This window comes from Pseudomonas guineae (assembly GCF_900113745.1).
GTDB lineage: Bacteria > Pseudomonadota > Gammaproteobacteria > Pseudomonadales > Pseudomonadaceae > Aquipseudomonas > Aquipseudomonas guineae.
Window position 1 is genome coordinate 101,577 of record NZ_FOQL01000004.1, and the last position, 18,528, is coordinate 120,104.

At 62.0% G+C, this 18,528-nt stretch carries 13 protein-coding genes; 6 read left to right on the forward strand and 7 right to left on the reverse strand.

Going from position 1 to position 18,528, the window contains the following annotated elements:
• Positions 1-50: 50 nt before the first annotated feature.
• Entirely contained in the window at positions 51-1,331 is a 1,281-nt protein-coding gene (gene eutH / locus BMZ32_RS14700) for an ethanolamine utilization protein EutH (RefSeq protein WP_090243280.1), read from the reverse strand.
• A gap of 173 nt (positions 1,332-1,504) precedes the next feature.
• Entirely contained in the window at positions 1,505-3,025 is a 1,521-nt protein-coding gene (exaC, locus tag BMZ32_RS14705) for an acetaldehyde dehydrogenase ExaC (RefSeq protein ID WP_090243283.1), read from the reverse strand.
• 302 nt (positions 3,026-3,327) lie between these two features.
• On the opposite strand from exaC, the gene BMZ32_RS14710 reads away from it, so the two are divergent.
• The 4 genes from BMZ32_RS14710 (at position 3,328) to BMZ32_RS14725 (ending at position 7,793) form a co-directional block, all read left to right on the forward strand.
• Positions 3,328-5,232, forward strand: a complete 1,905-nt coding sequence (locus BMZ32_RS14710; protein WP_090243284.1) for a sigma-54-dependent Fis family transcriptional regulator — start codon at positions 3,328-3,330, stop codon at positions 5,230-5,232.
• Between the two features lie 115 nt (positions 5,233-5,347).
• The gene (mpl, locus tag BMZ32_RS14715; protein WP_090243286.1) at positions 5,348-6,700 is read left to right on the forward strand and encodes a UDP-N-acetylmuramate:L-alanyl-gamma-D-glutamyl-meso-diaminopimelate ligase; all 1,353 of its coding nucleotides are present in this window, start codon (positions 5,348-5,350) and stop codon (positions 6,698-6,700) included.
• Between the two features lie 168 nt (positions 6,701-6,868).
• Complete coding sequence (gene ubiX / locus BMZ32_RS14720) at positions 6,869-7,501, forward strand: flavin prenyltransferase UbiX (protein ID WP_090243288.1); 633 nt, start codon at positions 6,869-6,871, stop codon at positions 7,499-7,501.
• Positions 7,494-7,793, forward strand: coding sequence for a YceK/YidQ family lipoprotein (locus BMZ32_RS14725; RefSeq protein ID WP_090243291.1), 300 nt, complete (start codon positions 7,494-7,496; stop codon positions 7,791-7,793). Before ubiX ends, BMZ32_RS14725 begins: the two co-directional genes overlap by 8 nt.
• An 8-nt stretch (positions 7,794-7,801) precedes the next feature.
• On the opposite strand, the gene BMZ32_RS14730 is transcribed toward BMZ32_RS14725, so the two are convergent.
• From BMZ32_RS14730 to BMZ32_RS14750, 5 genes are all read right to left on the reverse strand, one after another.
• On the reverse strand, positions 7,802-8,668 hold the full coding sequence (locus tag BMZ32_RS14730; RefSeq protein WP_090243293.1) for an MBL fold metallo-hydrolase: 867 nt from the start codon (positions 8,666-8,668) through the stop codon (positions 7,802-7,804).
• A gap of 211 nt (positions 8,669-8,879) precedes the next feature.
• Positions 8,880-10,058 carry an acetyl-CoA C-acetyltransferase gene (locus BMZ32_RS14735; RefSeq protein WP_090243295.1) on the reverse strand — a complete coding sequence of 393 codons (1,179 nt, stop codon included), beginning with the start codon at positions 10,056-10,058 and terminating at the stop codon, positions 8,880-8,882.
• Positions 10,059-10,179: 121 nt separating this feature from the next.
• A complete protein-coding gene (locus tag BMZ32_RS14740) occupies positions 10,180-11,952 on the reverse strand; it encodes an acyl-CoA dehydrogenase C-terminal domain-containing protein (protein ID WP_090243297.1) in 1,773 nt (590 codons plus the stop codon).
• Positions 11,953-12,072: 120 nt separating this feature from the next.
• Positions 12,073-13,443: a solute carrier family 23 protein gene (locus tag BMZ32_RS14745; protein WP_090243299.1), complete on the reverse strand. Its 1,371-nt coding sequence runs from the start codon at positions 13,441-13,443 to the stop codon at positions 12,073-12,075.
• Between the two features lie 127 nt (positions 13,444-13,570).
• Complete coding sequence (locus BMZ32_RS14750; RefSeq protein WP_090243301.1) at positions 13,571-15,193, reverse strand: acyl-CoA synthetase; 1,623 nt, start codon at positions 15,191-15,193, stop codon at positions 13,571-13,573.
• Positions 15,194-15,436: 243 nt separating this feature from the next.
• Between BMZ32_RS14750 and BMZ32_RS14755 the strand changes: the two genes are divergently transcribed.
• Together BMZ32_RS14755 and BMZ32_RS14760 are read left to right on the forward strand one after the other, a co-directional pair.
• Positions 15,437-17,722 carry a PAS domain-containing sensor histidine kinase gene (locus BMZ32_RS14755; RefSeq protein WP_090243303.1) on the forward strand — a complete coding sequence of 762 codons (2,286 nt, stop codon included), beginning with the start codon at positions 15,437-15,439 and terminating at the stop codon, positions 17,720-17,722.
• A gap of 40 nt (positions 17,723-17,762) precedes the next feature.
• A complete protein-coding gene (locus BMZ32_RS14760) occupies positions 17,763-18,410 on the forward strand; it encodes a response regulator transcription factor (RefSeq protein WP_208598729.1) in 648 nt (215 codons plus the stop codon).
• The last annotated feature ends 118 nt before the right edge of the window (positions 18,411-18,528 follow it).

The window sequence follows — 18,528 nt, forward strand, 5'->3', positions numbered from 1 at the left end:
CCACCATGCGAGGGTTTGTTGCGGGGCAGGCGCACCTCAATACAGCGGATTCAGGCCGTTACGTTTTGACCGGTCAGGGCGGGGGTTTCGACGACAGGCAAGTCTAAGTACTCGCCTTCGGCGATGATCCCGGCGGCGCGGTCTTCGGCTTCCAGTTGCAGAGCTTTGGGCACCGACAGCCAGTATGCCAACCCGACGGCGAGGAAACCTGCACTTATCTTGCCAATCAGCACAGGCACGATGATGGTGGGTTGGAAGTTAGCCGTGAATGACAGGTGATCGCCTAATAGGAAGGCCGCGCACACACCGAAGGCGATGTTGATCACTTTGTCCTTGGGCGGCATAAAGCGAACCAGGCGGAACATGGCCAGGATGTTGGCAATGGTGGCCAGCATACCAGCGCTACCTACGGCACTCAGGCCGACCTTGCCGCCCAGGCTTTCCAGCGGCGTGCCCAGGTATTTGCGCAGCAAGTAAACCATCGGGAACGCGCCGGCCAGCATGATGCCGATGTAACCGGCCGTCTCCAACGCGCGGGTTTGGTCTTCGGCGTCGGCGATAATCGGGTGGAAACCCCAGCCGCCGAATACCAGAGTAAATACGCCGGTGAAGTATTCGACGATGGAGAACACCAGCACCAGTTTGATCGCGGCATCCAGTGTGCGACCGAAGATGATGAAGCCTTTGATCATCATGTCGGGCAAAAAGCGTAGGCCCAAGGCCAGGGCTGTGACGAAAATCAGAATGGGCAGCAAGTTGGCGAAAATGCTGCTCAGGCCCAATGCCAGTTGATAGGTCGCCTCACCGTTGGTTGAAACCAACTCGCGTACCAGCGGGTTGCTGAACGCCAGGATCACGCTGGCAATCAATACACCCAAGGGGATGGTCAGAATCCCCGACATGATGCCTAGCGCCATGTACTTGTGGTCGCGCTTATCAAGCATCGCCAGGCCCATGGGGATCGAGAAGACGATGGTCGCGCCGCCCATAAAGCCGGTAATTAGCGCCATCACCAGCGCTTCTTTGCTGGCTGCCAGGGCTGAGGCCAGGTGATAACCGCCCATGTCCGAGGCGATGATCATGGTCGCCGCCAGGGCGGGGTCAGCCCCGAGGGCGCTGAAGAACGGACCGAAGACTTTTTCGATGACCACGGTCAGGTAAGGGATGGAGGCCATGATGCCCGCCGCGGGCACGAAAATGTGGCCGGTGGCGTGGATGCCCTCCATGAATTCTTTGCCAAGTCCTTCGTCGCTGTTGCGGATCGCCGCGAAGGCACCCAGCACGGCGCAGAACATGATGAGGTAGAGCACGTAGTTACCGATCTGATCCATTGCGTTGTACCTTTTTATTGTTGTTCTTGCGCGCAATCTTTTAAGCACGAGGCGGCCAACGTGACGTTCGGTTGAGCGTCACGTTGGCCTGTTACTTGAGCTAAATTCGTTGCGAAACACGCGGAGCGTAGGGTTAAAGCGTCTCCCGGCGAGTGCATCGCCGGGAGGGTCGATCAGAAGAAGCCCATCGGGTTGATGTCGTAACTCACCAGCAGGTTTTTGGTCTGCTGGTAGTAGTCGAGCATCATCTTGTGGTTTTCGCGGCCAACGCCGGACTTCTTGTAACCGCCGAACGCCGCATGCGCGGGGTAAAGGTGGTAGCAGTTGGTCCACACGCGACCGGCTTTGATCGCCCGGCCCATGCGGTAGGCGCGGTTAATGTCGCGTGTCCACAAGCCGGCGCCAAGGCCGAACTCGGTATCGTTGGCAATCGCCAGGGCTTCGGCTTCGTCCTTGAAGGTGGTGACGCTGACCACGGGGCCAAAAATCTCTTCTTGGAACACGCGCATCTTGTTGTGGCCCTTGAGCAGGGTCGGCTGGATGTAATAGCCGCCGTCCAGGGTGCCGCTGAGTTTCTCCACTGCACCGCCGGTGAGCAGTTCGGCGCCTTCTTGCTTGGCAATTTCCAGGTAGCTGAGGATTTTGTCGAACTGCTGTTCGGACGCCTGGGCGCCGACCATGGTCTCGGTATCCAGCGGGTCGCCGCGCTTGATCTGGGCCACCTTCTTCATCACTTCTGCCATAAAGGCCGGGTAGATCGACTCCTGCACCAGTGCACGGGAAGGGCAGGTGCAGACTTCGCCTTGGTTGAAGAAGGCCAGCACCAGGCCTTCAGCGGCTTTTTCAATAAAGCTCGGCTCGGCCTGCATGATGTCTTCGAAGAAGATGTTCGGCGACTTGCCGCCCAGCTCTACGGTGCTTGGGATAATGTTCTCGGCGGCGCATTTAAGAATATGCGCGCCCACCGGCGTGGAGCCGGTAAAGGCGATTTTGGCGATGCGCGTACTGGTCGCCAACGCTTCGCCGGCTTCTTTGCCGAAACCTTGCACCACGTTGAGTACGCCTGGCGGTAGCAGGTCGCCGATCAGCTCCATCAGCACACTAATGCCCAGCGGCGTTTGCTCCGCGGGTTTGAGCACCACGCAGTTACCGGCGGCCAGCGCCGGTGCGAGTTTCCATGCGGCCATCAGCAGCGGGAAGTTCCACGGGATGATCTGCCCGACCACGCCCAGCGGTTCATGGAAGTGGTAGGCGGCGGTGAATTCGTCGATTTCGGCGCTGCTGCCTTCTTGGGCACGAATGCAGCCGGCGAAATAACGGAAGTGATCGGCGGCCAAGGGGATGTCGGCATTGAGGGTTTCGCGAACCGCTTTGCCGTTATCCCAGGTTTCGGTGATCGCCAGTACTTCAAGGTGCTCTTCGATGCGGTCGGCGATTTTCAGCAGCACCCGCGAGCGATCCTGAGCCGAGGTTTTGCCCCAGGCGTCGGCGGCGGCATGAGCGGCATCCAGCGCTTTGTCGATGTCTTCGCCGGTGGAGCGGGGGAACTCAGCAATCGGCAGACCGTTTACCGGGGAGATGTTAGTGAAGTACTGACCTTTAACCGGGGCCACGAATTCGCCACCGATGTAGTTGCCGTAGCGGGATTTGAACGAAACGAGTGCACCTTCGGTGCCGGGATGAGCGTAACGCATGCTGAATATCTCCTGATTCTTATGTTTGTTCTGGTGCTGCCGCGGAGAGCGCTGTGGCGCTTGCCGGAGAACCAGAGCAAGGGGCGGGCCAGAAGTCGCAAACGGTTGATTTAGAAGGCTTGCGTTGATTAATCCGATGGCTAGTGGTGGATGCGTGTATCGGCTGTGGCGCAGCCATGGTGACACTTTGTACCGCAGGCGATACAGCGCAGTGACTCAGCGGTCAGGCTGCCTTGCAATGGCCGGGCGGCTGGGCGATGCTCGGCCAATTACGTGCAACTCCAGAGCGGAGAACAAGAACAATGCACAACCCAGCAAAGCTTCACGCCGAGCGCGTGCTTACAGCGGCTCAAGGCCGTGGGCAGATCGCCGGCCCCGCGACTGACTCCTCAGTGGCGAAGTCCTGGCTGCGCTGCCTGCAGCAGCACAACCTCGACCCGGCGCAGGATATACAGACGGTAGTGGTCGAGCAGGCGCGCCTGCTCGAGCGCCGCGAACAATTGCAGCAGGTGTTGGAAATCTCCAATGTCGAAATGAACAGCCTGCACCGCCAGCTGGCCGGCAGTGGCCATGCGGTGCTGTTGACCGATGCGCGCGGGATGATCCTCAACTGCATCACCGAACAGGCGGAAAAACGCACGTTCGAGCGCGCTGGCTTGTGGTTGGGGGCCGATTGGAGTGAAGCCTGTGAAGGCACCAACGGCATCGGCACCTGCCTGGTCGAGCGGCAACCGCTGACCATTCATCAGAACGAGCATTTTCGCAGTCGGCATACGGGATTGACCTGCTCGGCCAGCCCGGTATTTGACCCGCACGGTGAGCTATTGGCGGTGCTGGACGTGTCCTCGGCGCGCGATGACGTCTCGCGGCAGAGCCAGTTCCACACCATGGCCTTGGTTAACCTGTCGGCCAAGGCCATCGAGGGCTGCCACTTTTTGCGCAGTTTCGAAGATGAGTGGTTGCTGCGCTTCCACGTTCAGGCTGAATACATCGGTCAGTTCAGTGAGGGATTGCTAGCGTTCGATGGTGATGGTCGTGTGCGAGCGGTCAACCAAAGCGCGATCAACCTGCTGGGCTTATCACGGCGACAACTGCTTGGGCGTACCTTGGTGGAGGTCTTCGATTGTCATTTGGATGACCTACTCGGCCGCGCTTCGGCCCAACCAAGCGCCAGTTGGCCGCTGTATACCCAGCGTGGCCAGTTGCTCTTCGCCATGCTTCGCGGCCAGCCACGGCGCAGCTTTAAAGTGCTCGGCACGCCGGCAGTGGCGCCGCCAGCGCTGTGTTTGGCCGACCCGGCCCTGCAGAACAAATTCCGCCGCGCGCTGCGGGTTTATGAGCGTGATGTGCCGTTGTTGATCGGCGGCGAAACCGGCACCGGCAAGGAGGCCTTTGCCAAGGCTTTGCATCAAGTTAGCTCGCGGGGTGGTAAGCCCTTTATCGCGCTGAACTGTTCGGCGATTCCCGAGAGCCTGATCGAGAGCGAGCTGTTTGGTTATCGCGGCGGTAGCTTTACCGGGGCGCTTAAGGAAGGCATGCGCGGTAAGTTGCAGCAGGCCGACGGCGGCACCCTGTTCCTCGATGAAATTGGCGATATGCCGCTGGCGCTGCAGACGCGTTTGCTGCGGGTGCTGGAGGAGCGCCGGGTTGAGCCGATTGGCGGCGAGTCGCAGGCCATCGATGTGCGGGTAATCAGTGCCAGCCACCGAGACCTGAATGAGCGGGTAGGCAATGGCCAGTTCCGTGAAGACCTGTTCTACCGCCTTAACGGCCTGATGGTCGAGTTGCCGGCGCTGCGTGAGCGGACGGATAAGCGCGAGTTGCTCGAGTTTCTGTTGGCCGAGGAAGCGCGCGGACAACCCGTACACCTTGAAGCGCCCGCACGTGAGGCGCTGCTGGCGTTCGCCTGGCCGGGCAATGTGCGGCAATTGCGCAACGTGCTGCGTACCTTGTGTGCGCTCAGCGAGCACGGTGTGATCAATCTTGCAGAGTTGCCTGTGGAGATTCGTCATGCCCGGGCAGCGCCAACGCTGCCGGCCGTACCGAAGGCAGACCAGTTGGGCGACGCCGAACGTCAGGCATTGCTCGCGGTCCTAGAGGCACAGCACTGGCACATGAGCCGCAGTGCTGAGCAGCTGGGCATCAGCCGTAACACGCTGTACCGCAAGTTGCGTAAGCACGCGATCAAGGTGCGCTCAGCGGGTTGAGCTGACCCTCGCAGCGCGCCGCTAAGCCTCTGCTGGGCGGCGACGCTGTGCTAACCTGCGGCCAGTTTTTATCGCGCTTATGCGCAGGTTTTTTAGGGCACCTTTAAGGTAAATCATGCATATCCATATTCTCGGCATCTGCGGCACCTTTATGGGCTCGCTAGCGGTGCTGGCCAAGGAGCTTGGCCATCGCGTGACCGGTTCCGACGCCAACGTTTACCCGCCTATGAGCACCCAGTTGGAAGCTCAGGGCATCGAGCTGACCCAGGGCTATGACACCGCGCAACTGGAGCCTGCCCCGGATCTGGTGGTGATCGGTAATGCCCTGTCGCGCGGCAACCCGGCGGTGGAGTATGTGCTGAACAAAGGCCTGCCCTACGTCAGTGGTCCGCAGTGGCTGGCTGATCACGTGCTGCAAGGTCGCTGGGTGCTGGCCGTGGCCGGCACCCATGGCAAGACCAGCAGTTCGAGCATGCTCGCGTGGGTGTTGGAACATGCCGGCATGAGCCCAGGCTTTTTAATTGGCGGCGTGCCGCAGAACTTCGGTATTTCCGCGCGCTTAGGCGGTACGCCGTTCTTCGTGGTCGAGGCCGACGAGTACGACAGCGCGTTTTTCGACAAGCGCAGCAAGTTCGTCCACTACCGCCCACGCACCGCGATCCTGAATAACCTGGAGTTCGATCACGCCGACATCTTCCCAGATCTGCCAGCCATCGAGCGGCAGTTCCACCATCTGGTGCGCACCATTCCCGGCGAGGGCCTGATCATTCACCCGACCACTGAGCCGGCGCTCAAGCGGGTGATCGAGATGGGCTGCTGGACGGAGGTCGCCACCACCGGCGAGGGTGGGCAATGGCAGGCCAATCTGCTCAGTGCTGACGGCTCGCGCTTCGAGGTGAGCTTCGAGGGCCAGGCTGCGGGTACCGTGGATTGGCAACTGACCGGCCAGCACAACGTCGCCAACGCCCTGGCGGTGCTGGCAGCAGCGCGGCATGTCGGTGTGGTGCCGGAGTTGGGCATCGCTGCACTGTGCAGTTTTATCAATGCTAAGCGGCGCATGGAGAAGGTTGCCGAAGTGAACGGCGTGATCATTTTCGATGACTTCGCTCACCACCCCACGGCGATTGCTACCACCTTGGATGGCCTGCGCAAACGCATCGGCGGCGCCAAATTGATCGCCATCGTCGAGCCGCGTTCCAACTCGATGAAGCTCGGCGCGCACCGCGACGGTTTGCCCGAGTCCGTGGTGCAGGCCGACTCGGTATATTGGTACGCAGCGCCGAATCTGGGCTGGGACTTGGCCGGTACGGTGGCCCGCTCAACGGTACCCACTCAGGTGTGCGACTCGCTGGAAGCGATCATCGCCGGGGTCAAGGCCGAAGCGGCGCCCGGCACTCAGGTGGTGGTGATGAGCAACGGCGGCTTTGGCGGCCTGCACGGCAAGCTGGCAGCGGCCCTGGCTGAGTAATCAGTCGTTAGTCGGATGGGTTGATGAGCGGAGCGACGATACCCATCGGGCCGAGCGTGGGTGATGGGTATCGCTCCGCTCCACCCATCCTACGGGTACGGTAAATCAGCGGTTCGAGTAGTTTTTCAACGCAGCATAAGCACGCGCAGCAACTTTGAGAGTGAATATATGAGCGGTCCCGAACGCATTACTTTGGCCATGACCGGCGCTTCCGGCGCGCAGTACGGTCTGCGCCTGCTCGATTGCCTGGTGCGGGAAGACCGCGAAGTGCATTTTCTGATTTCTAAGGCCGCGCAGTTAGTGATGGCCACGGAAACCGACGTGACTTTGCCGGCCAAGCCGCAGGCCATGCAGGCGTTTTTGAACGAATACACCGGCGCTGTACCCGGGCAGATTCGTGTGTATGGCAAGGAAGACTGGATGGCCCCCGTGGCCTCCGGTTCAGGTGCGCCCGCGGCGATGGTAGTGGTGCCATGCAGTACCGGTTCGCTGTCAGCGATTGCCAATGGTGCCTGCAATAACCTGATCGAGCGCGCAGCGGATGTGGTGTTGAAGGAGCGTCGCCAGCTGATTCTGGTGCCGCGTGAGGCGCCGTTCTCCAGCATTCATTTGGAGAACATGCTCAAGCTGTCGAACATGGGCGCGACCATCCTGCCTGCCGCGCCGGGCTTTTATCACCAGCCGCAGACCATTGATGACCTGATCGACTTTGTCGTGGCACGCATCCTCAACTGTTTGGGTGTGCCGCAGGACATGCTGCCGCGCTGGGGCGAGCACCATCAGATCACCCCGGATGAATAAGCCGCTGGCGCGTGCCACCGTCGCTGTGCTGTTGGGGCTGACCCTCAGCAGTTGCGCCACGGTGCGCACTCTGGATGCGGCCAAACCGGGCGCACCGGTGGTGTATGCCGGTACGCGCCTGGATTGGTATGCGCTGCAAGGGGGCTGCTGCGCCACGGATCGCTTTGGTGCTGAAGCGCCGGCCTACCCGGCGGTTGATCTGCCGGTCAGTGCCTTGCTCGATACCCTGTTGCTGCCGCTGTCCCTGGCCACCGCCATCGGCCTTAACCTGGGAATCAGCGGCGGGCTGTAGCGCATCACTCAGCTGACCAGTTTTGCCGCTTGATTCAGCGTTTGCTGCAGGCCATAGCGGCCTTTCTCATCACGGCTTACGCGGCCCATGGCGGTATCCGGGTCGTGGGTAAACACCAGGCGACCGCCGCGTGTATGCAAATCGGCCAGCAGGGCTTCTTTCTCTTCAATCAAGCCTTCGGGGAAACGGTCGTAGCCCATGGTGATCGGCAGGTGCACCCACGGTGCGCCGGGGATTAGATCTGCGGGGAACACCACTGGGCCGTCCGGCATGGCGACTTCGGGAATCAACTGGCCTGGGGTGTGACCGTCGCTCCAGTGCAAGCGCCAGTCTGCACCGAGCAGCTCGCAATATGCGCTTTCATCGATTAGATGCAGGCGGCCGCTGGCCTCGAGCAGCTCCAGTAACTCGGGGATATAGGAGGCGCGGTCGCGGGCATGGGGCTGGCAGGCGCGCTGCCATTGACGCCGGCCGGTGATGAACTGCGCATTGGGGAATAGCAAACGAGCTGGTTGGCCATCTTCCCAGGCGGCGAGCAAGCCACCAGCATGGTCGAAGTGCAGGTGGGTGAGCACCACGATGTCGATGTCAGCATCACTCAGGCCTGCGGCGGCCAGGCTGTCGAGCAGCACGTGGCGCTCTTCTTGTACGCCAAAGCGCTGTTTCAGGTCGGGGCTGAAAAACGCGCCGATGCCGGTTTCAACCAGGATGTTGCGGCCTTCCTCTTGCACCAGTAGAGCGCGGCAACCGAGGTCGATGCGGTTCAGTTCGTCCGGTTTCATCCAGCGTTGCCACAGGGCTTTCGGCGCATTGCCGAACATGGCGCCGCCGTCGAGTTTTTGGCTGTTGCCGGTCAGAGTGGTCAGGGTTCGCATGGGGATTCTCTTGTTCTTGTCGGGGATTGCACGGTGGATCGTTGAAGCGTGAGCCACATAGGTGAGTGTGGCCATTGGACGAAGGGCTGATGGGGTTGTTAATACCCGTCGAGTCGAGTCGAGTCGAGCGTGGTGGATCGGTGAAGCGTGATCCACCCTACGGGTCATGTCGACGTAGGGTGGATGTCGCTTTTTACATCCACCGCGCCGTTTAGCGCTCGATGGCCAGCGCCACGCCTTGGCCGCCACCGATGCACAGGGTGGCCAGGCCTTTGTGCGCGTCGCGGCGGATCATCTCATGGATCAGGCTGACCAGAATGCGGCAGCCCGACGCGCCGATTGGGTGGCCGAGGGCGATGGCGCCGCCGTTGACGTTGACCTTGGCGCTGTCCCACTGCAGTTCGCGCCCGACCGCAATGGCCTGGGCGGCGAAGGCTTCATTGGCCTCGATCAGGTCGAGTTGCTCCAGGCTCCAGTTGGCTTTCTCTAGGGCGCGGCAGGTGGCGAACACCGGGCCGATGCCCATGGTCGCCGGGTCGACGCCGGCACTGGCGTGGGCCTTGATTCGCGCCAGCACCGGCAGGTTCAGCTCGGCGGCTTTAGTGGCGCTCATCAGCAGCACAGCGGCCGCGCCGTCGTTGAGGGTTGAGGCATTGCCCGCGGTGACGCTGCCGTCGCGCTTGAAGGCCGGGCGCAGTTTACCCAAGGCTTCCAGAGTGCTGCTGGCGCGCGGTTGTTCATCGGCGGCGACGATCAGGCTGTCACCTTTGCGCTGAGGGATTTCAATCGGGGTGATTTCGTTGGCAAAGCGGCCGGCCTCAACAGCGGCGCAGGCGCGCAGCTGCGAGTGCGCGGCGAAGGCATCCTGCTCGGAGCGGCTGATGCCGTACTGTTCGGCCAGGTTCTCGGCGGTGATGCCCATGTGGTAATCGTTGAAGGCATCCCACAGGCCGTCGTGGATCATGGTGTCGACTAACTGGCCGTGGCCCATGCGCAGGCCATTACGTGAACCGTTCAGCACGTGTGGCGACTGGCTCATGTTTTCCTGGCCGCCGGCGATGATCACCTCGGCGTCGCCGCAGCGAATGGCTTGGGCCGCCATGATCACGGCCTTGAGGCCGGAGCCGCAGACTTTGTTCAGGGTCAGCGCTGGCACCGTGTGCGGCAGGCCGGCTTTGAGTGTGCTCTGGCGGGCCGGATTCTGCCCGGCACCGGCGGTCAGAACCTGGCCGAGTATGACTTCGTCGACTTGTTCGGCGGGCAGGCCGGTGTCGGCGAGCAGGCGGCGGATAACGGCAGCGCCCAGATCAACAGCGCTCACGCTGCTCAATGCACCCTGAAAGGCACCGATGGCGGTGCGGGTGGCGGCGACTATGGCGACTTCTTGCATGTGCTTCCTCGTGCTGCCGGGGCAGCCAGTGGCTCGAATAAAAAACGCGACGCCCAATAAGGGCGCCGCGCAAACGCTCAACCGGTGTTCGCAGTTCCCGCCAGGTTGGGGCGGGTTGGCGTCAGAATTGCTCGGCGCGCAGGCCGTATAGCGCGTCGCTGCCTGCGCGAATGCTGGCTTCCAGGGTCAGGCTGCGTGGTAGCAGGCGGGCGAAGAAGAACTCGGCGGTGGCCAGCTTGGCGCTGTAAAACGCTTCATCTTCGCTGCACTTGGCCTGAGCCACGGCGGCCATGCGCGCCCACATCCAGGCGTAGGCGGTGTAGCCGAACAGGTGCAGGTACTCCACCGACGCCGCGCCGGTTTCGTGCGGGTTGCCCGCGGCACGCTCCTGCAGCCAGCTGCTGGTGCGCTCCAGGCGCTCAACGGCATCCAGCAGAGCGGCGGCATACGGCGCATCGGGCTGCTCGGCGAAACGGCGAATCTCCTGGGTGAACTGGCGCAGCGCTACGCCGCCGTTGGCGATGACCTTACGCCCGAGCAGGTCGAGGGCCTGGATGCCGTTGGTGCCTTCGTAGATCTGCGCGATGCGCACGTCGCGCACCAGTTGCTCCTGGCCCCATTCGCGGATGTAGCCGTGGCCGCCGAACACCTGTTGGCCATGGATGCAGCTGTCCAACCCGGTGTCGGTAAAGAACGCCTTGGCCACCGGAGTGAGCAGGGCGACCAAGGCATCGGCGGCCTGGCGCTCGCTGCTGTCGTCGCTGAACTTGCTGAGGTCAAGCTGCTGGCCGACATAGCAGGCAAACGCCCGACCGCCTTCGGTGAGGGCCTTCATGGTCAGCAGCATGCGCCGCACATCGGCGTGCACGATGATCGGATCAGCGGCTTTGTCCTGGGCTTCCGGGCCGCTGGCGGAACGGCTTTGCAGGCGCTCGCGGGCGTAGTCGCGGGCCGCCTGGTAAGACGCTTCGGCGCAGCCGATGCCCTGGATGCCGATGGACAGGCGCTCGTAGTTCATCATGGTGAACATCGCCGCCAGGCCTTTATTCGGCTCGCCGATCAGGTAGCCGCTGGCGCCGTCGAAGTTCATCACGCACGTGGCCGAGGCCTTGATGCCCATCTTGTGTTCGATCGAACCGCAGCTCACCGTGTTGCGCGCCGCCAGGCTGCCGTCGGCATTGACCAGCACCTTGGGCACCAGAAACAGCGAGATACCACGCGCGCCAGCGGGGGCGTCGGGCAGCTTGGCCAGCACCAGGTGGATGATGTTTTCGGTGAGGTCCTGCTCGCCGCCGGTGATAAAAATCTTGCTGCCGCTGATCTGGTAGCTGCCATCGGCTTGCGGTTCGGCCTTGGTACGGATTAGCCCTAAGTCGGTGCCGGCATGGGCTTCGGTCAGGCACATGGAGCCGGCCCAGCGGCCTTCATACATCGGCGGCAAGTAGGTGTTTTTCAGTTCTTCACTGGCGTGCGCGTCGATGGCCAGGCAGGCACCGGAGCTCAGCGCCGAATACAGAGCGAAGCTGGAGCCAGCGGCGTAGAGCATTTCTTCAAATGCCACGGCGAGCATCTTTGGCATGCCCATGCCGCCGTAGGTAGGGTTACCGGACAGGCCGACCCAGCCACCTTCAATGTAAGTGGCATAGGCTTCTTTGAAGCCTGCCGGGGTGCGTACATCGCCTGCAATCCATTGCGCGCCTTCTTCATCACCGCTGCGGTTGAGCGGGGCGATCAGGCCGCCAGTAACCTTGGCGGCTTCTTCCAGAATGGCATCGGCAGTATCGGCGTCGATGGTTTCAGCCAGTGCCGGCAGGCGAGCCCATAGGCTCGGGGCATCGAACACTTCATGGAGGACAAAGCGCAGGTCGCGCAGCGGGGCGTTGTACTCAGGCATCGGCAGTTTCTCGCACAGATGCCGCGCAGAGCGCGGCGATTAAAACGCCCCTGGCGTTATTGCACCCGGGGCGTTGCAGGAATAAGCAACACGGCCCGCAGCGCGGCGGGCCGGGTATGGTCACTCGGCCTCGGCCGGGCCTTTGACGGTGTTTTTAGTGGTGAATTTGAGCAGGTGGGTGCGCTCGACCAGGATGTACAGCGCGGCACCTGCAGCCAGGCCCCAGCCTGCGCCGTAGACGGCCAGTACCACACCCATGGTGCCGGCCACGCCGCGCTCGGTGTTGTTGCTCAGTTGCTCGAACCCCACCATCAGGCAGATATAGCCGGTAAGGATCAGCGTCAGCGACAGGGCAATCGGCAGCACCGGCTGGAAGAAGCTCACCAGCGGCAAGGCGAACAGGGCGATAAAGCCGGTGATCCAGAACGTGCCCGCGCCGCTGTAGATCGAATCCATGGCTTTGCGGCCGTACTTGTAACGCTCGGCCATGGTTGCCGCGACGGCTGTCCACAGCGGCCCAGCCAAGCCCGGATACGGGGCGAAGAAGGCATGCAGCGCGTTGCGCAGGGCGGTGACCAAATGCACGCGGTCGATGTTGTTCTCGATCACTTCGTCAGTGCGCAGTTCATCGGCGCGCTGCATCAGCGACTGGCCGACGATGATGTCGCCAAACGCGATGACATAAGCGATAACCGCCGTGGGTACGGCCAGCAGGAACACATCCAAACCCGGGAAACCAACGCTGAACGGCAGGTAGTTCCACATCTCGGCGAAGGCTGGCGCGGTGATGCCAAATTTCACGTCGGGCATCTTGTATTCGCCCACGGCAATGCCGATGAAAATCGCGATCAACATACCCGGCACCATGCCGTAGTTGACGATTTTGCGCGCCAACGGCACGCGCTCGGTGAGGCCTTTAAACGACACCGAGAACATCAGGTACAGGCAGATCAGGCTGCCCAGCACCAGGGAAATCGGCGTGTTGGCCAGGCGGCCACCGGTGGAGATTTCGCCCATCAGTGCCGCAATACCCGCACCGATGATGATCCCGCCTTTCATCGAGTTGGGAATCAACTTCACCAGGGTGCTGCCCAGGCGCGTGACGCCGAGGAACAGGAAGATCACGCAGACCAGAAATTGCAGGGCAAACAGTGCCTGAATGGCTTCGGGGCCGGGTTTGAAATTGCCGAGAAACAGCAATACAACCGGAATGCCGGGGGTGATCCAGCCGGGCACGAAGGGCACACCGAGCAGCGCCGGCAGCATAAAGCCGACACCACACACCACGACATAGGCGAGGGCTACGTCGTAGGGTAGGCCGAGGTATTTTTCCAGCAGCGGGATCATCGCCAGGCTGACCACGAACATGATCAACGCTTGCAGCATCTCCGCGGTTTCCCAGCGGTAGTGGACAAAGGGCAGGCGCACTTTGAACGGGCCGACTGGCCAGTGCGGTTGTTCGTCGCCGTCACGGCGCTTGAAAATTTGCATAAAGATTCTCCGTCGGCCGCCAGGGCCGGTTCTTGTTGTTGTGTAAACGGTGTGTTTTCTGTGCGTTGCTGGTTGTGGAAGGCGCTTGAACGGCGACAGTCGCGGCTTAAGCCCCTCTCACAAGGCGTCAGAGGGCCTTGGCCATATCGCGCAGGACGAACTTCTGGATCTTGCCGGTGCTGGTCTTCGGCAGTTGGGTGAAGACCACGGTTTTTGGTACTTTGAAACCGGCCAGGTGTTCGCGGCTGAAACTGATGATGTCCGCCTCGCTGACCTGCTGTTGGTCGGCCTTGAGGGTGATAAAAGCGCAGGGGGTTTCGCCCCATTTCTCGTCTGGGCGAGCCACCACGGCGGCTTCGAGCACGCCGGGGTGACGGTAGAGCACGCCTTCCACCTCAATGGTGGAAATGTTCTCGCCGCCGGAGATGATGATGTCTTTCAGGCGGTCCTTGATTTCCACGTAGCCGTTCGGGTGACACACGGCCAAGTCGCCGGTGTGGAACCAGTCGCCGGCAAAGGCTTCGGCGGTGGCGCTGGGGTTCTTCAGGTAGCCCTTCATCACGGTGTTACCGCGCATAAAGATTTCGCCGATGGTTTCGCCATCGCGCGGGGTCGGCTCCAGGGTTTTCGGGTCGGCTACCATCACCCCTTCCAGGGTGGGGTAACGCACGCCTTGACGAGATTTGAGTACCGCGCGCTCGTCCAGCGGCAAGGCGTCCCATTCGGCGTGCCAGGCGCACAGGGTCACCGGGCCGTACACTTCGGTCAGGCCGTAAACGTGGGTGACCTGGATGCCCATTTCTTCTACCGCACCAATCACTTTGGCGGGCGGCGCAGCCCCGGCCACCATGGCCTTGACTGGGTGATCGATGGCGGCCTTAGCTTCGGCGGGCATATTCACCAGGGCATTGAGCACGATCGGGGCGCCACACATGTGGGTGACCTGCTCGCTGCGAATCAGGGTGAGGATCTTCGCCGGGTCGACGCGGCGCAGGAACACATGCACGCCCGCCAGGGCGGTGATGGTCCAGGGGTAGCACCAGCCGTTGCAGTGGAACATCGGCAGGGTCCAGAGGTACACCGGGTGGTTGCCCATGGCCCAGGTCATCTGGTTGCCCAGCGAGTTCAGGTAAGCGCCACGGTGGTGGTAAACCACGCCCTTGGGGTTGCCGGTGGTGCCGGAGGTGTAGTTGAGGCTGATCGCCTGCCACTCGTCTGCCGGCCACTGCCAGGCAAACTGCGGATCGCCTTCGGCCAAAAAGGCCTCGTAGTCGAGGTCGCTGACGGCTTGGCCTTCGCCGTACTCGGGGTCATCGACGTCGATCACCAGCGGCGGATGATCGAGCATACCCACGGCAGCGTGGATCACGTCATAGAATTCGCGGTCGGTGATCAGCACCTTGGCTTCGCCGTGCTGCAGCATAAAAGCGATGGCCTCGGCATCCAGGCGCACGTTGAGGGTGTTGAGCACTGCGCCGATCATCGGCACGCCAAAATGCGCTTCGAGCATCTGCGGTATGTTCGGCAGCATCACCGCCACCGTATCGCCTTTACCGATGCCACGGCCGGCCAGCGCCGAAGCCAGGCGCCTGCAGCGCGCGTAAGTCTCGGCCCAGTCACGACGAATCGAACCATGCACCACGGCCGGGTAGTGCGGGTAAACACTGGCGGTACGCTCGATAAAGCTCAGTGGCGAGAGGGCGATATGGTTAACAGCGGCAGGCTCAAGGCCCTGTTCATAGATCGACATGCAAGTACCCACGGCAGATTGGATGCTCGGGCCATTGTGCGGGTAGTCTTACGCATAGGCCCGGTATTGTTCTGGGTCTATTTATATATCTGATGGGTTTTATATGGAAGTTAAACCATAGTTGTATAGTAATTATACTATATTATTTTCTGACGATTAGCCCTTGGTCGCTTTGCATTTGCCGGCCGCCGGCCTGATGCTGCGCCGCCTCGCGCAATGAGTGGCCGATAGGAATGAAACTGGATGAATGAGATCTCCGTGCAGCTGCACAGCTGGTTGTGTATGCAGCGTGAGTGCTTGCCGCTGGCGGTGCGTGCCGATGCGCTGTTGCGCGCCCTGCATGCCTGCCCGGAAGTGCGCCAGGCGTTTTTTTTGCGCTGGCAAGCGAGCACGGCGATCTACAGCCATGAAGGCAATGCGCCGCATCTGCCGCCGGGCTTTGGTGACCCGCTGCAAGCCAGTGATCAGTTGCTGTTTGAGCGCTTGCAGCAAGAGCCTCGGCTGGACTTGGCCGCGCTACGTCAATTGCCGTGCTGGCTGGCGGGGCGAGTGCGGCGTGCCGGGCTCAACCACGGCCAGGCGCTCGCCCTGGCGCTGGATGAGGGGCAGCCCGGTCTACTGCTGATTGAGTTGCAGGAACACGCCGGGAGCGACTGGCTCGGGCTGGTGCATCAGCTGCTGCTAGCGGTGCTCGCCAGCCTGCCGCAGCAGGCGCGTGGCAGTCTGTTGCTGGGCAGTGATCCGCAGCCCAGCCTGTTACTGGATATCGACGCGCGGCCGCTGCAACTAAATGCCGCCATGCAGGCACTGCTGGGTGAGCAATCGCTGGCGCTGGTAGCCGATTTGTTGCCGGTCAACGCGCCGCAACTGGTGCGCGCCTGTTTGCAGCAAGGGCGGGCCATCGAAGCGGTTGAGGCGCAGCATGCCGGCCAAGTGCTGATGTGGACCTTTATGCCCGATGCTGCCGAGCAGCAGGTGCTGGCGCGCTGTCGACCCGCGACCGCCCAGTTGCAGGCCGAGCGTGAAGCGGCCAAGGCCAGCCGCCTGTACCGGCTGATTACCGAGAACACCACCGACCTGATCTCCCGGCACACCCCCGATGGCTGTTTTCTCGACGCCTCGCCGGCCAGTTGGACGCTGCTCGGTTACTGGCCGGAAGTGTTGCGCGGGACCTTGGTGCAGGCGCTGTTTCATGAGCAGGACCAACAGCATCTGGTCGACAGCACCCGTGAAGCCCTCGAGCAAGACGGCTATCACACCATGACCTACCGTATTCGCCACCGCGATGGTCATTATTTGTGGTTTGAGACCGCCAGCCGCGCGATCCGTGAAACCTATACCGGCGCGGTGGTTGAAGTGGTCAGCGTGTCGCGCGATATCACCGCGCGGGTGCTGGCCGAAGAGAACAAGCGGCGCTTGGCTGAGGTGGTGGAAGCCAATACCGACCTGGTGCTGTTTATCGACCCTAATGGGCACCTCACACACCTCAATCCGTCTGCGCGGCATGCGTTGAATATTGAGGATCAGCAGCCGTTACCGCCGCTCGAAAAGCTCTTGGCGCCAAGCGATTTTCAGCAGTTGCAGCGCCATGGTTGGGCGGCCGCCGATGCAGCCGGGGTGTGGAGCGCCGAGGTGCGCCTGCTGCCGCAGGGGCCGCGTGCGCCGCTGCCGGTGTCGCTGGTGCTGCTGGCGCACCGCGGCCGCGATGGCGAGCATTACTACTCGCTGGTGGCGCGCGACATGACCGAGCGTGAATTGCGTGAGGCTGAGCAGCGGCGCCATCAGGATGAGCTGGCGCACACGGCGCGGCTGGTCACCCTCGGCGAGCTGGCATCCGGTATCGCCCATGAGATCAATCAACCGCTGGCGGCGGTGGTCAACTATGCCAGCGCCAGCCAACGCTACCTCAAGGCGCTGGGCGCTAACCCTGAGGCGGCGAGCAAGGTGGCGCAAGGGCTGGAGCGGATCAACGAGCACGCCAACCACGCCTCGGAAGTGATCAAACGCTTGCGCGCTTTTCTGCGCAAGGGGCAGCGCCGCACTCAGGCGCTGGATATTGCCAGCGTGGCACGCGAGGCAGTGCGGCTGTGCCAATGGGAGGCGAGCAATTGGCAGGTGACCATCGATGAGCAATTGGCGGACAATCTGCCACCGGTGTATGCCGACCGGATTCTGCTGGAACAGGTGCTGCTCAACCTGCTGCGCAATGCCATTGACGCCAACCGTGAGGCTCACCCCGGCCACTCTTCGCGTATCGAACTCAGCGCCGCCGAGCAGGATGGCCAGCTCTGTGTGCGCGTGTGGGATCAGGGGCCGGGTGTGGTGCAGGGTGAGCTGGAGCATATTTTTACCCCGTTCTACACCAGCAAGGCCGAAGGGCTGGGGCTGGGCCTGTCGATGAGCCGCAGTATCATAGAAGGCTTTGGCGGGGCGCTGGAGGCGCACCCTGGCACGGCCGGCGGCTTGTGCCTGGAGTGCCGCTTGCCGCTACTGCGCGGCGAGGACGCTGAGCGCCTTGTAGGGCTTTAGCCGCAATACAGCCAATGCATAACAAGAAAAGGAGCAGGGCATGAGCCTGCAGATGCAACACCAGGTTTATGTGGTCGACGATGATCAGGGCATGCTCGACTCCACCGTCTGGCTACTGGAATCCGTGGGGCTCAAGGCACTGCCGTTCACCAGCGGCCAGGCGTTTCTCGAGGCCTGTGATGTGCACAGCCAAGGCTGTGTGCTGTTGGATGTGCGGATGCCCGGCATGGGCGGGCTGAATGTGCAGGAAGCGATGCGCGCGCGCGGCATTGAGATGCCGGTGATCTTTGTCAGCGGGCATGCTGATGTGCCCATCGTGGTGCGCGCCTTCCGTGCCGGCGCCGTGGACTTTATCGAAAAACCCTACAACGAGCAGTTGCTGCTCGACAGCGTGCAGCACGCCTTGAGCCATGCGCCGGCGGCGGTGCAGGCGGACCCGCGCTTGCAGGCCGTGGAAACGCGCCTGGCTAGCCTGACCCCGCGTGAGCGTGATGTGCTGCTGCCGTTAGTGCGTGGCTACACCAACCGCGAAATGGCCGAGCAACTGGATATCAGCGTCAAGACCATCGACCTCTACCGCTCGCGGGTGATGAAGCGCATGCAAGCGGAAACCCTCGCCGATCTGGTGGGGATGGCGATTGCTGCTGGGTTGGTGGACGCCTTGCAACTGCGCGGCGAGCAGCCTTGATCTGAGCTTGGCGGACCGTGGGCTGCGTACCTAAAGCATTACTCATTCGTGAGTTATGCTGAGTTGTTATCATTTATGGTTAAGCCCCGCCAATTTCCCCCGCCTATATTTGCTGTCT